This window comes from Dactylosporangium sp. NPDC000244 (assembly GCF_040300725.1).
Classification (GTDB): domain Bacteria; phylum Actinomycetota; class Actinomycetes; order Mycobacteriales; family Micromonosporaceae; genus Dactylosporangium.
This window is the reverse complement of record NZ_JBEPEH010000021.1, coordinates 189,132-201,962: the sequence shown is the minus strand read 5'-3', so window position 1 is coordinate 201,962 and position 12,831 is coordinate 189,132. Positions and strand designations below refer to the sequence as shown.

At 73.0% G+C, this 12,831-nt stretch carries 11 protein-coding genes and 2 pseudogenes; 6 read left to right on the top strand and 7 right to left on the bottom strand.

Annotated elements, in window-relative coordinates; genetic code table 11:
• Positions 1 to 20: 20 nt before the first annotated feature.
• Complete coding sequence (locus tag ABT369_RS29270) at positions 21 to 1,322, bottom strand: MFS transporter (protein ID WP_350616721.1); 1,302 nt, start codon at positions 1,320 to 1,322, stop codon at positions 21 to 23.
• 39 nt (positions 1,323 to 1,361) lie between these two features.
• On the opposite strand from ABT369_RS29270, the gene ABT369_RS29265 reads away from it, so the two are divergent.
• Positions 1,362 to 2,294 carry a MerR family transcriptional regulator gene (locus ABT369_RS29265; protein ID WP_350616719.1) on the top strand — a complete coding sequence of 311 codons (933 nt, stop codon included), beginning with the start codon at positions 1,362 to 1,364 and terminating at the stop codon, positions 2,292 to 2,294.
• On the opposite strand, the gene ABT369_RS29260 is transcribed toward ABT369_RS29265, so the two are convergent.
• The 4 genes and pseudogenes from ABT369_RS29260 to ABT369_RS29245 all read right to left on the bottom strand — a co-directional run.
• Entirely contained in the window at positions 2,254 to 2,865 is a 612-nt protein-coding gene (locus ABT369_RS29260; RefSeq protein ID WP_350616717.1) for an FMN reductase, read from the bottom strand. The genes ABT369_RS29265 and ABT369_RS29260 overlap by 41 nt on opposite strands.
• A 2-nt stretch (positions 2,866 to 2,867) precedes the next feature.
• On the bottom strand, positions 2,868 to 3,953 hold the full coding sequence (locus ABT369_RS29255; RefSeq protein WP_350616715.1) for an LLM class flavin-dependent oxidoreductase: 1,086 nt from the start codon (positions 3,951 to 3,953) through the stop codon (positions 2,868 to 2,870).
• A gap of 206 nt (positions 3,954 to 4,159) precedes the next feature.
• Positions 4,160 to 4,585 (bottom strand): ABC-2 family transporter protein, encoded by a 426-nt coding sequence (locus ABT369_RS29250; protein ID WP_350616755.1) that lies wholly within the window; start codon positions 4,583 to 4,585, stop codon positions 4,160 to 4,162.
• A gap of 94 nt (positions 4,586 to 4,679) precedes the next feature.
• A pseudogene (locus tag ABT369_RS29245) lies at positions 4,680 to 5,081 on the bottom strand (ABC transporter permease); the annotation flags it as partial.
• 313 nt (positions 5,082 to 5,394) lie between these two features.
• Between ABT369_RS29245 and ABT369_RS58025 the strand changes: the two are divergent.
• The gene (locus ABT369_RS58025) at positions 5,395 to 5,565 is read left to right on the top strand and encodes a hypothetical protein (protein ID WP_502891839.1); all 171 of its coding nucleotides are present in this window, start codon (positions 5,395 to 5,397) and stop codon (positions 5,563 to 5,565) included.
• Here ABT369_RS58025 and ABT369_RS29240 read toward each other — a convergent pair.
• Positions 5,545 to 5,817, bottom strand: a pseudogene (locus tag ABT369_RS29240) (sugar ABC transporter ATP-binding protein); the annotation flags it as partial. The gene ABT369_RS58025 and the pseudogene ABT369_RS29240 overlap by 21 nt on opposite strands.
• A 58-nt stretch (positions 5,818 to 5,875) precedes the next feature.
• On the opposite strand from ABT369_RS29240, the gene ABT369_RS29235 reads away from it, so the two are divergent.
• A complete protein-coding gene (locus tag ABT369_RS29235; RefSeq protein WP_350616713.1) occupies positions 5,876 to 6,733 on the top strand; it encodes a helix-turn-helix domain-containing protein in 858 nt (285 codons plus the stop codon).
• Positions 6,734 to 6,755: 22 nt separating this feature from the next.
• On the opposite strand, the gene ABT369_RS29230 is transcribed toward ABT369_RS29235, so the two are convergent.
• The gene (locus tag ABT369_RS29230; protein ID WP_350616712.1) at positions 6,756 to 8,000 is read right to left on the bottom strand and encodes an MFS transporter; all 1,245 of its coding nucleotides are present in this window, start codon (positions 7,998 to 8,000) and stop codon (positions 6,756 to 6,758) included.
• 83 nt (positions 8,001 to 8,083) lie between these two features.
• On the opposite strand from ABT369_RS29230, the gene ABT369_RS29225 reads away from it, so the two are divergent.
• The 3 genes from ABT369_RS29225 (at position 8,084) to ABT369_RS29215 (ending at position 12,739) form a co-directional block, all read left to right on the top strand.
• Positions 8,084 to 9,238, top strand: coding sequence for an ROK family transcriptional regulator (locus tag ABT369_RS29225; RefSeq protein ID WP_350616710.1), 1,155 nt, complete (start codon positions 8,084 to 8,086; stop codon positions 9,236 to 9,238).
• Between the two features lie 263 nt (positions 9,239 to 9,501).
• A complete protein-coding gene (locus ABT369_RS29220) occupies positions 9,502 to 11,616 on the top strand; it encodes a discoidin domain-containing protein (RefSeq protein ID WP_350616709.1) in 2,115 nt (704 codons plus the stop codon).
• Positions 11,617 to 11,701: 85 nt separating this feature from the next.
• Positions 11,702 to 12,739 (top strand): LacI family DNA-binding transcriptional regulator, encoded by a 1,038-nt coding sequence (locus tag ABT369_RS29215; RefSeq protein ID WP_350616707.1) that lies wholly within the window; start codon positions 11,702 to 11,704, stop codon positions 12,737 to 12,739.
• The last annotated feature ends 92 nt before the right edge of the window (positions 12,740 to 12,831 follow it).

The window sequence follows — 12,831 nt, the reverse complement described above, 5'->3', positions numbered from 1 at the left end:
TTAGGTCGGTCCTGGTACGGTCATGAAAGCGGAGCGAGACCGGGGCCGCGGTCGTCTTGTGGTTGCCGGAGCGCGACGAGGGCTCCGGCAACCGCCGCCGCGGCGGTGAGCCAGAACGCGATCGCATACGCGCCGGTGCGCAACGGCAGCGTGAGCAGCGCGACGGCGACGGCCCCGGCGAGGTACTGCGCGGTGGTCATCGTCGCCCCCGCGGACGACTGCCGCTCGGCGGGCACGTCACGCGCGCCGAGCACGAACATCGCGGTGTAGACGACCCCGTGCGCGGCGCCGCTGACGAGGAGCCCCGGCAGGACGCCGCCGGGGTAGCCGGTCCCGGCGGCCATCGCGAGCCACGCCAGGCTCGCGGCGGCGACGGCGAACCCGCCGCCGAGCGTCCGCGCGGCGCCGAAGCGGCGCACGAGCCGCGCGGTGAGCGAGCTGCCGACCGTGACGAGCGCGGCGAGCGGCAGGAACGCGAGCCCGGCCTCCAGCGGCGCGAAGCCGTCGCGGTCCTGCAGCATCAGCGTCACGACGTAGAACTCCGAGCCGACGCTGGCCATGTAGAGCGCGGCGGCCAGCGACCCCGCCCGCAGCGACGGCGGGCGCAGCCGGGCGGCCGGCCGCACGATCGCCGCCCCCAGCAGCGCCGCGCCCGCCAGCACCGCGACCGCCGCCGGGTCCGACCAGCCGCGCTCGCCCGCCAGCGTCAGGCCCAGGGCCGCGGCGACCGCCGCCGCCGTCGACAGCAGCACCCGCGCCAGCGGCGCCGGCGCGGGGCGGGCCGGCGCCGAGCCCAGCAGCCAGATCGCCGCGCCCGCGGCGCAGGCCAGGGTCACGGGGACGTTCACGAGGAAGGTCCAGCGCCAGCTGTACCGCGTGAGCAGGCCGCCCAGCACGACCCCGGCCGCCAGCCCCGACGCGCCCACGGCGCCCCACACCGACAGCGCGCGCGTGCGTGCCGGACCCGTGAAGCGGGCGCCGATCAGGCCCAGAATCGCCGGTTGCAGCAGCGCCGCGGCCAGGCCCTGCACCCCGCGCGCGGCCAGCAGCAGCGCCCCGGAGCCGGCCAGGCCGCCGGCCAGGCTCGCCGCGCCGAAGAGCAGGGACGCGGTCAGGAACACGCGGCCCGCGCCGAGCCGGTCGCACAGGCGGCCGCCGAGCAGCAGCAGGCCCGCGAACGGCACCGCGTACGCGCTCACCACCCACTGCGCCGCGGCCAGGTCGAGATCGAGCTCGCGGGCGATGGCGGGCAGGGCGACGTACACGATCGAATAGTCGAGGGCGAGCAGGAACTGCGCCGCCGAGAGCACGGCAAGGATCATGCTCGCCATCGTCCGACCCTCACACTAGTGTGAAGGTCAATGCGCATCGGCGAACTTTCCGCGCGCACCGGGACGCCCGCCCGGCTGCTGCGCTACTACGAGGAGCAGGGCCTGCTCGCGCCCGAGCGCCGCGCGAACGGCTACCGCGACTACGGCGAGCACCTCGTGGACCGGGTGCAGCAGATCCGCGGCCTGCTCGAGTCCGGGCTGCCCACGCGCCTGATCAAGAACGTGCTGCCGTGTCTGGACAACCCCTGCGACATTACGATGTCCGATGCCGGGCCCGAGGTGGTCGACCTGCTGCGCCACGAGCGGGACCGCATGGACGCCCGGATCGCCTGCCTGAGCCGCAACCGTGACGCCATCGACGCGTACCTGGCGAAAGTGACCCGACCCATGAGCGATCCCCGCGTGACCGTCGCCACCGCCGCCGACCGGGAAGCGGTCGTGGCCACCTTCGTGGCCGCGTTCGCCGCGGACCCGGCCCTGCGCTGGTTCCTGCCCGACGACGCCACCTACCCCGCCGAGGCGGCCGCGATGGCGGGCTCGCTGTTCGACCTGCGCGTCGGGCACGGCACGGTGTGGGTCGCCGACGGCGGCGCGGCGGTCGCGATGTGGGACCCGCCGAGGTCCCCGGCCGGCCCCGGCGTCGAGCACCCGCCCCAGGCCGGGCGCTTCGGGCGCTACCAGTCCATCGTGCACACCAAAATGCCACAGACGCCGCATTGGTACCTCGGGGTGCTCGCATCGCACCCCGAGCACCGCGGTCGCCGGCTCGGCCGCGCCGCGATGGCCGCCGGGCTCGCGCGCGCGGCCGCCGACGGGCTGCCGGCCTACCTGGAGACCTCGAATCCGGGCAACGTCGAGGTGTACCGCTCGGCCGGCTTCGGCGTCGTCGAGTCGCTGCACGTCGACGAGCTCCCGGTATGGATCATGAAGTGCGACGGAGAAAGTCGTCGAACGACGTCGTGAGCTGCGGCCCGAGCGGCTCGGGCGCCTCGGCGATCGGCGCGCGGGCCGCCACCAGCGCGGCCAGGTCGGCCCCGGCGCGCCGGACGCGCTCGTGCAGCGTGTCCCGCCCGCCGGTCGCCCAGTCCTCGGTCGCCGCGAACACCGCGGTGGGCGCGACGACCGCGTGCAGGTAGGCGAACATCGGCCGCAGCGCGTGCTCCAGCGCGAGCGAGTGCCGCGCGGTGCCGCCGGTCGCGCCGAGCAGGACCGGCTTGCCGCGCAGCACGTCGTCGTCGAGCACGTCGAAGAACGACTTGAACAGCCCGCTGTACGACGCGTTGAAGATCGGCGTCACCGCCACGAGCCCGTCGGCCCCCGCGACGGCGTCGATGACCTCCTTGAGCGCCGGCGACGGGAACCCGGTGAGCAGGTGGTCGGTGATGTCGTGGGCCACGGCGCGCAGCTCGAACGTGCGCACCGCGGCGTCGTCCAGCCCGTCGGCCACGGCGGTGGTGAGCCGGTCGGCCAGCAGCCGGGTGGACGACGGCTGGCCGAGCCCGGCGCTGATCGCGACGATCGAGCGAGTGGTCATGGCTAGGCGTCCACCTTCTGCGCGGCGGCCTTCAGGGACTCGTGGGTGGGCGCGTCCGGCACGTGCGCGGGGCGGCCGATCGCGAACTCCTTGCGCAGCACGGGCACGACCTCCTCGCCGAGGATGTCCAGCTGCTCCAGCACCGTCTTCAGCGGCAGGCCCGCGTGGTCGAGCAGGAACAGCTGGCGCTGGTAGTCGCCGACGTACTCGCGGAAGCCCAGCGTGCGGTCGATGACCTCCTGCGGGCTGCCGACCGTCAGCGGGGTCTGCGCCGAGAAGTCCTCCAGCGACGGGCCGTGCCCGTAGACGGGGGCGTTGTCGAAGTAGGGCCGGAACTCGTTCTTGGCGTCCTGGGAGTTCTTGCGCATGAACACCTGCCCGCCGAGGCCGACGATGGCCTGGTCGGCGGAGCCGTGGCCGAAGTGCTCGAAGAGCTTGCGGTAGAGCTCGACCATTTGCTGCGTGTGCTCCTTCGGCCAGAAGATGTGGTTGGCGAAGAAGCCGTCACCGTAGTACGCGGCCTGCTGCGCGATCTCCGGCGTGCGGATCGAGCCGTGCCAGACGAACGGCGGCACCCCGTCCAGCGGCCGCGGCGTGGCCGTGAACCCCTGCAACGGCGTGCGGAACTCGCCCTGCCAGTCCACGACGTCCTCGCGCCACAGCCGGCGCAGGAGCGCGTAGTTCTCGAACGCGAGGTCGACGCCCTTGCGGATGTCCTGGCCGAACCACGGGTACACCGGCCCGGTGTTGCCGCGGCCCATCATGAGGTCCACGCGCCCGTCGGCGAGATGCTGCAGCATCGCGTAGTCCTCGGCGATCTTCACCGGGTCGTTGGTCGTGATGAGCGTGGTCGCGGTGGACAGCAGGAGGCGCTCGGTCTTCGCCGCGATCCACCCGAGCATGGTGGTCGGCGAGCTCGGCACGAACGGCGGGTTGTGGTGCTCGCCCATCGCGAACACGTCGAGCCCGACCTCTTCGGCCTTGAGCGCGATCGTCGTCATCGCCTTGACCCGCTCGGCGTCGGTCGGCACCCGCCCCGTCGTGGGGTCCTGCGTCACGTCACCGACGGTGAACACACCGAACTGCATTTCGAACGCCACCTTCACTGCGGACCCGGGCGGCTCCCCGGCCTCTGCGCGCTACAACATAGCTGACTTGTCAAACATTCCGCCAGTGAACAATCAACTTCCATGACTTCCCGCCGGACCGCGCGGCCGTTAGGGCGATCAGCGAGGTGGCCGACCGTTCTGTGTCCTGATGTGTGCGAACGGCACGTCTGTCCGGGGGCTGCGGGTCAGTTGCCCGCGCTCCCGTAGCGGCGCAGGCCCCGCGCGAAGATCCAGCCCGCGACGGCCAGGCAGTACGCGGCGACCAAGGGGGTCAGCAGGCCGACCCACGCGTGGCCGTGGCCGAGCAGGTAGCTGACCGGGAAGAAGCTCACGAACGCGAAGGGCAGCGCGAAGCCCAGCGCGGCCTTGAGCGCCCACGGGTACACGCTCAGCGGGAACCGGGCCAGGTCGCCGGCCTGGTGCACGGCCATGGCGAAGAGCGGGCTCGGGCTCTGCATCCAGAACGAGGCCGCGTTCGTGGCCAGGTTGATCGCCACCTTGACGGCGATCGCGGAGAGCAGGACGACCAGGCCGAGCAGCACGCGGGCGGCCGACCACTCCACGTCCACATGTGCCAGTGCGGAGCCGAGCATGAGGGCGCCGGTGACGATGTTGGACAGGCCGTACCAGCCAGCCGAGCTGCACCGCCACCAGGAGCAGGGCGTGGCGGCCCGAGGCCTGGCCGACGAAGATGAGCGCGGGCGTGGACGTGAGGCCGGCGAACGGTGACCACTGCGCCGCGGTGGCCAGCCAGCCCGGGAAGTACGCCAGCGGGACGAGGGCGCCTGAGAGCAGCCCCGTGATCGCCTGGCGGGCCCACAGCACGCCGACGAAGTTCTGCGTCCAGAAGCAGGCGAGCGTCGAGACGTACACGACGATGAACTTCAGCGGCACCAGCAGCACCATGCTGAGGGCGAACAGGGCCAGCTCGGGGCCGGGCGGCAGGTCCGGCGGACCACTGACCACAATGGACACCGTGGTCACCAGGGCGACCACGGCGACCTCGATCCACACGCCGCCGAGCGTCTCCCACAGCCGCGCGCGCTGGTAGTCCACCGGCTTGACCAGGTCGAGCGCGACGAGCCCGGACTGGATGCGGTGCGACATGCGGAAGTCGACGAAGGTGCCGACCAGCGCGCCGGACGCGAAGGCGACGAGCAGGTAGCTGCGCCTGGCCCGCGGTCATCGCGAACCGGTCGAAGCGGACCGAGAACTGCACCGGCGTCTCGCCCGGCTCCACGGTCGCGCCGGGGAGGGCGGTTCGCAGGGTTTCCAGTGGTACCGCCGAATCGGCCTCCACATTGAGGATCCGCTCGCGCGCGAAGGCGTCCTTCACCGCCTCGAGGTCGCCGTCGAAGATGATCCGGCCCGAGTCGATGATGACCAGGCGGCGGCAGAAGCCCTCGATGTCGCCGAGGTCGTGGCTGGTGAGCATCACCGTGGTGCCGGCGTCGCGGACGGTGCGGAAGAACTCGCGGACGCGGTCCTTCACGGCGAGGTCGAGGCCGATGGTGGGCTCGTCGAGGTACACCACCGGCGGCGCGTGCAGCAGCGCGGCGGCGAGGTCGGCGCGCATCCGCTGGCCGAGTGAGAGCTTGCGCCCGAGCACGGGCAGCACCTCGCCGAGGTCGAGCACCTCGTCGAAGCGGGCGAGGCGGCGGCGGTACGTGCCGTGGTCGATCCCGTAGATGTCGCGCAGCACGGCGAGCGACTCCGACACCGGCAGGTCCCACCACAGCTGGGTCCGCTGGCCGAAGAGCACGCCGATGCGGTGCGACACCGCGATGCGGTCCTTGCGCGGGCTGAGCCCGTCGATGCGGACCTCGCCCGAGGTCGGCACCATTAACGGTGGTAGCGGAAGGGCCACGATCCGGGGCCTTCGCGGCGGTACTGTCGGCGGCGTGAGCGAACTCGGGCTGTTCCTGCGCACGCGCCGGGCCGCGGTCAAGCCCGCCGACGTGGGGCTGCCCACCGGTCCCCGCCGCCGCACGCCGGGCCTGCGCCGCTCCGAGCTCGCGGCGCTGGCCGGGGTCAGCGCCGAATACGTCACGCGGCTGGAGCAGGGCCGCGACCGCCACCCGTCGCCGCCGGTGCTCTCGGCGCTCGCGGAGGCGCTGCGGCTGACGCCGTCCGAGCGGGTCCACCTGCATCGGCTGACCAAAGCCGCGGACCCCGGGTTCACGTGCCGCGGGCCCCGGGCCACGCCGCCGGTGACCGTCCGGCCGGCGGTGCGGGCGCTGCTGGACCGGCTCGACCCCGCCCCCGCCGCGATCCTCAACCGGCTCGGCGACCTCGTGGCCCGCACGGCCGCCTTCGAGCTGCTGGCCCGCCCGCTGGGGCTGCTCGACGCGGCGCCGCCGAACCTGACCCGCTTCGTGCTGACCGACCCGCGCGCCCGGGCCGCCTTCCCCGACTGGGAGCACGTCGCCGACGAGCAGGTGGCGGCGCTCAAGCACGGCCCGTTCCGCGCCGACCCGGCGGTGGCCGCGCTGGCCGACGAGCTGACCGTCGTCGCGGGCGACGCGTTCACCACGCGGGTGGGCGCGATCCCGGGCCTGCCGCGCGCCTCCGGCATCCTGCGCCTGGCCCACCCGTCGGCCGGGCCGCTGCGGCTGGCCTTCGAGACCCTCGACCTGCCGGCCGACGACGACCAGCGGCTGCTCGTCTACCTGCCCGCCGACCCGGCCACGGAGGCGGCTGTGGACCGGCTCGTGACCGCGCCGCAACCGGGGCTGCGGCTGGTGCCCGGCGGCCTGTAGACCGGCCTCAGTTCGACCGGCCTCAGTTCCGGGGGCGCAGGGAGGACCAGGTGGCCGCGGCCACGACGAGCATCAGCGCGCCGCCGAGGCCGAGGCCGGCCCGGGGCGAGAGCTGGGCGACGGCCCCGGCGGCGAGCCCGGTGAGCGGGTTGGCGCCGGGCAGCGCCATGGCCCAGATGCCCATGACGAGGCCGCGCAGCCCCGGGGCGGCCGCGAGCTGCACGAGCGTGTTCGCGGTCGCGACGAGCCAGATCGAGCAGAAGCCGACGATGGCCATGCCGGCAAAGGCACCCGCGGGGACGGGGGTCAGGCTGGTGGCGAGGACGGCCAGCGCGGTGGCGAGGGCCAGGAGGCGCACGACCCGGGGCGACGGGGTGCCGTGGGTGCTCGCGGCCATGAAGGCGCCCGGGAGGGCGCCGAGGCCGAAACAGGCCGTGAGCGCGCCGTAGCCGCCTCCGCCCAGGTGCAGGACGCTCGTGGCGAACAGCGGGGTCGTGACGCCGAGGTTGAACACCATGCCGCTGACGGCGGCCAGGACGACGCAGGCCAGGATCGCGGGATCGCGCCGGACGGCGGCCAGGCCGGCGCGGGTCCGGTGGCCCGGGGGCGCCGCGCGGGCGGGCTCTCGGCGGGCCGGGTGCACGCGGAAGCGGACCAGCAGGACGGCGACCGGCACGTAGGTCAGGGCGTTGAAGAGCAGGCACGCCGCGACGCCGGCCGTCGCCAGCAGGACGCCGCCCGCCGCCGGGCCCAGGGCCCGCGATGCGTTCAGGACGACCTCGTACAGGCCCACGGCGCTGGTGATCCTCGCGGGGCCGACGAGCTCGAAGACGTAGACCTGGCGGGCCGGCTGGTCCAGCGCGAACACCACGCCGTTGAGGGCGCTGAAGGCGAACAGCATCCACAGGCGGATGCCGCCGGTGGCGATGAGGACGGCCTGGGCGGCGGCCAGCGCGGCGAAGGCGACGTTGGTGGCGAGCAGGAGCCGGCGGACGTCGATGCGGTCGGCCAGGGCGCCGGCCCAGGCGCCGCCGAAGAGGGTCGGCAGGAACATCAGGGCGGTGATGAGGGCGATGTCGACGGCGCTGCCGCTGATCTGCAGGACCAGCCAGGACTGGGCCACGGCGGAGGTCATCGAGCCGGACGACGAGAAGATCTGGCTCAGGAACCAGGCGCGGTACCGGCGGTCCCGCAGCGACTCGAACGCGCGCACTAGCCGGTTACCGGACGTTTGCTCGGAACCGATCGAATTGAGCGTCGCGGTCATGTGCCATACGCTATGAACGGCCGGACCGGGTGCAGTATCGGCCGTTCGTTTTTGTCGTATCCGATCGAATCGAGGGAGCCGTGATGCGGGCGGTGCAGCGGCGGGTGGTCGCGTATCTCGGGCAGGCCGGCGAATGTAGCCGGGCCGAGCTGGGCGAGGCGCTCGGGCTGCCCAAGGGGACCGTCGCCGGGGTCGTCGCCGGGCTCGTCGAGCTCGGGATCGTGGTGGAGCGCCCGGCCGCCCCGGGCCCGCGGGCGGCCGGGCGGCCGGCCCGGGTCGTGGCGCTCGCCGGGGCCGGGGCCGCCGTCGGCGTGGTCACCGTCGCCTCCGGCCGGGTGCGGGTCAGCGTGGCGACGCTGCGGGGGGAGGTGCTCGGGGCCGCCGAGGGCGTGCTGGAGCCGACCGCCGGCCAGGCGACGGCCGTCGAGGTGTTCGCCGGGCTGATCGAGTCGGCCGCGGCCCGGGCCGGGGCAGGGCTTGTCACGGGGCTCGTCGCGGTCGTCGTCGGGGTCGGCTCGCCGGTGCCGCCGCCCGGGGGCCGGGGCAGCGGCGGGGCCGGGCGGCGGTGGGAGTTCGTGCCGGTCTGGCTCGACGGCGCGCTGGCGGCGGCGGTCCGGGCCCGGACCGGGGTCGAGGCGCTCGTGGAGAACGACGCCAACCTCGCGGCGCTGGGCGAGTGGCGGTTCGGGGCGGGGCGCGGGCGCAGCGACGTCGTGCTGCTCAAGCTGGGGGAGCGGGCCGTCGGGGCCGGGCTCATCCTCGGGGGCCGGCTGATCCGGGGCCGCGGCGGGTTCGCCGGCGAGCTGGCGCACGTGCAGGTCCGCGCCGACGGGCCGGTCTGCTCGTGCGGGGGCCGGGGCTGCCTGCTGCACGCGATCTCGACCGAGCTGCTGGAGCTCGCGCAGCCCGCCTATGACGAGCGGCTGACCTTCGCGAGCGTGCTGCGCCTCGCCGCCGCCGGGGACATCGGGCTGCAGCGGCTGCTCGCGGACGTCGGGCGGCTGGCCGGGCGGCCGCTGGCCGACCTGTGCACGCTGCTCGACCCGGAGATCGTGGTCGTGGACGGGTCCGTCGGGGCCGCCGGGGCGCACATCGTGCACGGGGTGGCCGAGACCATCGAGCGGCATGCCAGCCCGGCGATGGCGGCCGCCGTCGTCGCGGGGGAGCTGGCCGAGCGGGCCGACGTGTTCGGGGCGGCGGCCCTGCTGCGCCACGAGTGGAGCCGCTCCGAGGTCTAGGCGGACACCTCCGTCAGAGAGCGCTCCCTGGTCGTACAACCGCAGCCCACAGCCCTTGACCTGGCTTGGAGAGCGCTCTCCGATTCCGGGTGAGCCATTGACAGGGTTTCAGCGAGGGGTCATTGTGGCTTCCTGAGAGAGCGCTCTCTCAACTCCGCCGTAACACCCCCGCCACGAAGGAGTCACCCATGGACTGGTCGGTCTCCGCCCCCGGCCATCGATCCGTAAGGTTCACAGACCACAACCGCCCGAGTAGGCGCACCATGCGCTACGGCATCATCGCGCTCGCGGTGTTCGCCATGCTCACGGCGTACATCACCGTCGTCGTCACCCGCGCCAACGCCGCCGAGACCCTGTTGTCGCAGGGCAAGCCGACGACCGCCTCCTCGGCCGAGAGTGCGGCCACCCCCGCCTCGAGCGCGACCGACGGCGACGCCGGCACGCGCTGGTCGAGCGCCTTCTCGGTGCCGCAGTGGTTGCAGGTCGACCTCGGCTCCCAGCAGTCGATCACCCGGATCGGGCTGAACTGGGAGGCCGCGTACGCCACGGCCTTCACCATCCAGACCTCCAACGACGCCGCCACCTGGACGAACATCTACTCGACCACCACGGGCGCCGGCGGCAGCGCCGTCAGCCTGAGCGTGACCGGCAGCGGCCGCTACGTCCGGCTCAACGCGACCGCCAAGAGCACCCAGTACGGCATCTCGCTCTGGGAGTTCCAGGTCTTCGGCGGCTCGCCGAGCACGCCCGGCAGCTGCGGCGCCGCCAACGCCGCGCAGGGCAAGACGGCCACCGCGTCCTCGACCGAGAACGCGGGCACCCCGGCCTCGTCCGCCGTGGACGGCAACAACGGCACCCGCTGGTCCAGCGCCGCCAGCGACCCGCAGTGGCTGCAGGTCGACCTCGGCTCGGTGCAGTCGGTCTGCGGCGTCACGCTGAACTGGGAGACCGCCTACGCGACGGCGTTCCAGATCCAGACGTCGACCAACGGCACCACCTGGACGACCATCTACACGACCACGACCGGTACCGGCGGGGTGCAGAACCTCAACGTCACCGGCAGCGGCCGCTACGTGCGGATGAACGGCACCGCGCGGGCCACGCAGTACGGCTACTCGCTGTGGGAGTTCCAGATCCGCGTCGGCGGCACCGTGTCGACCACCAACGACACCCCGAGCTCGCCGAGCCCGACGCCCAGCACCAACCCGGGCAACGCGGTGCTGCTGTCCTACAAGAAGCCGGCCGTCGCGTCGACCTCGCAGAACGACAGCAACTGCAACCCGTGCACGCCGGACAAGGCCTTCGACAACGACCCGGCGAGCCGCTGGGCCACCAGCCCCGACAACGGCTGGGTCGACCCGGGCTGGATCTACGTCGACCTCGGCGCGCAGGCCCACATCACCCAGGTCGTCCTGCAGTGGGACCCGGCCTACGCGGTGTCGTACCAGATCCAGACCTCCAACGACGCCGCCAACTGGACGAACATCTACTCGACCACGACGGGCAAGGGCTTCAAGGAGACCCTGACCGTCAACGGCAACGGCCGCTACGTGCGGATGTACGGCACCCAGCGCTCCAACGGCTACGGCTACTCGCTGTGGGAGTTCAAGGTGTACGGCACCGGCGGCGCCCCGACCCAGCCCCCGGCCCCGCCCGCGGACCCGATCTTCCCGGCCACCAACCTGGTCTGGAGCGACGAGTTCAACACCGGCACCAACGTCGACACGACCAAGTGGCACGTCGACCCGGGCACCGGCCAGAACGGCGAGATCCAGTACTACTCCAACCTGAGCAACACCAGCATCCAGGGTGGCTCGCTGGTCATCGAGGCCCGCAAGGAGACCGCGGGCGGGCGTGACTACACCTCCGGCCGCATCAACACCAGCACCAGCTTCACCACGCAGTACGGCCGCGTCGAGGCCCGGATCAAGGTGCCGAAGGGCAACGGCCTCTGGCCCGCGTTCTGGATGATGGGCGCCGACTTCCTGCAGGGCCGCCCGTGGCCGTACAACGGCGAGATCGACATCATGGAGATCCTCGGCAAGAGCACCACGGACGTGTACTCGACGCTGCACGCGCCGGCGTACAACGGTGGCGGCGGCTACGGCCAGAAGCTCACCACCGTGGACCTGTCGCTGGACTACCACGTGTACTCGGTCGAGTGGGACAGCAAGCACATGACGTTCCGCGTCGACAACACCGTGATCCTCGTCGCCAACAAGGACACGGTCGAGTCGACCCGGGGCCCGTGGGTCTACGACCACCAGTTCTACCTGATCCTCAACCTGGCCGTGGGCGGTGACTTCCCCGGCCCGATCGACGCCAGCACGCCGTTCCCGTCGCGGATGTACGTCGACTACGTCCGCGTCTACAAGTAAGAAGCCGGCCGCGGGTGGACGTGACGAACGGGTCCGTCCACCCGCGGCTCCTCATCGCGACGGGGCACGATCTACCGTGACAACCATGACGGGCAGCGACTCGCGACCGCCCACCCTCGAGCAGGTCGCCAACTACGCCGGAGTGTCACGCGCCACGGTGTCCCGGGTCATCAACGGTGTCTCCACCGTCGACCCGGAACTGCGCCGCACGGTCGAGCGGGCCATCGCCGCGACCGGGTACGTGCCGAACCTGGCCGCCCGATCGCTGGTCACCGGCCGTACGGACTCGATCGCGCTGGTCGTGTCGGAGCCGGAGAACCGGGGGTACTCCACCCCGTTCCTGACGCGCATGTTCACCGACCCGTTCCTGGGCCGCGTGACCGCCGGCGCCCAGGAGGTGCTCCGGCCGCTGGGCATCCACCTGGTCATCTTCCTGGCCGACCCGCCCGCGCGCCCGCATCTGCAGCGGTACCTCCGCCAGGGCCACGTCGACGGGGCGCTGCTCATCTCCAGCCACGTCGACGACCCGCTCCCGGCCCAGCTGGTCGAGCTCGGCATCCCCGTCGTGCTCTCGTGCCGCCCGGGGCACCCGGTGACCATCAGTTACGTGGACGTCGACCAGCGCGCCGGGGTGCAGCTCGCCGTCGACCACCTCGCCGGCCTCGGCCGCCGCTGCCTGGCCACCGTCACCGGCCCGCTCGACATGCCGGCCGCGCAGGACCGCCTCGCCGCGTTCGAGGAGGCCGTCAAGGCCCACGGCCTCACGCCGCGGCACATCGAGGGCGACTTCACCCGCTCCGGCGGCGAGCGCGCCGCGGCCCGCCTGCTCGCCGAGCACCCCGACGTCGACGGAGTCTTCGTCGCCAACGACCTCATGGCCGACGGCGCCCTGCGGGTGCTGCAGGAGGCCGGGCGGCGGGTGCCGGAGGACATCGCGGTGATCGGGTTCGACGACAGCACCGCCGCGCTCGAGTGCCACCCGCCGCTCACGACCGTCCGCCAGCCGGTCGAGGAGATGGCCGGGGAGATGGCGCAGCTGCTGATGACCCGCATCCGCGAGCCGCAGCGCACGCCGCGCTCGGTCATCTTCAACCCCGAGCTGATCGTCCGCGCCTCGGCGTAGCTTTTTCGCGCTCGCCACCGCGGAGGCCGGGATTCCTGGCGGGAGCGACGGTCCGGACCACCGCGGACCCGAGCCATGGAAAATAACGGGAC

Bases quoted from the DNA above. Each gene is read 5' to 3' on its own strand.
- ABT369_RS29215 (WP_350616707.1), top strand. From the start codon at position 11,702: ATGACGGGCAGCGACTCGCGACCGCCCACCCTCGAGCAGGTCGCCAAC.
- ABT369_RS29260 (WP_350616717.1), bottom strand. From the start codon at position 2,865: ATGACCACTCGCTCGATCGTCGCGATCAGCGCCGGGCTCGGCCAGCCG.
- ABT369_RS29220 (WP_350616709.1), top strand. From the start codon at position 9,502: ATGCGCTACGGCATCATCGCGCTCGCGGTGTTCGCCATGCTCACGGCG.
- ABT369_RS29255 (WP_350616715.1), bottom strand. From the start codon at position 3,953: ATGCAGTTCGGTGTGTTCACCGTCGGTGACGTGACGCAGGACCCCACG.
- ABT369_RS29225 (WP_350616710.1), top strand. From the start codon at position 8,084: ATGCGGGCGGTGCAGCGGCGGGTGGTCGCGTATCTCGGGCAGGCCGGC.
- ABT369_RS29265 (WP_350616719.1), top strand. From the start codon at position 1,362: ATGCGCATCGGCGAACTTTCCGCGCGCACCGGGACGCCCGCCCGGCTG.
- ABT369_RS29230 (WP_350616712.1), bottom strand. From the start codon at position 8,000: ATGACCGCGACGCTCAATTCGATCGGTTCCGAGCAAACGTCCGGTAAC.
- ABT369_RS29270 (WP_350616721.1), bottom strand. From the start codon at position 1,322: ATGATCCTTGCCGTGCTCTCGGCGGCGCAGTTCCTGCTCGCCCTCGAC.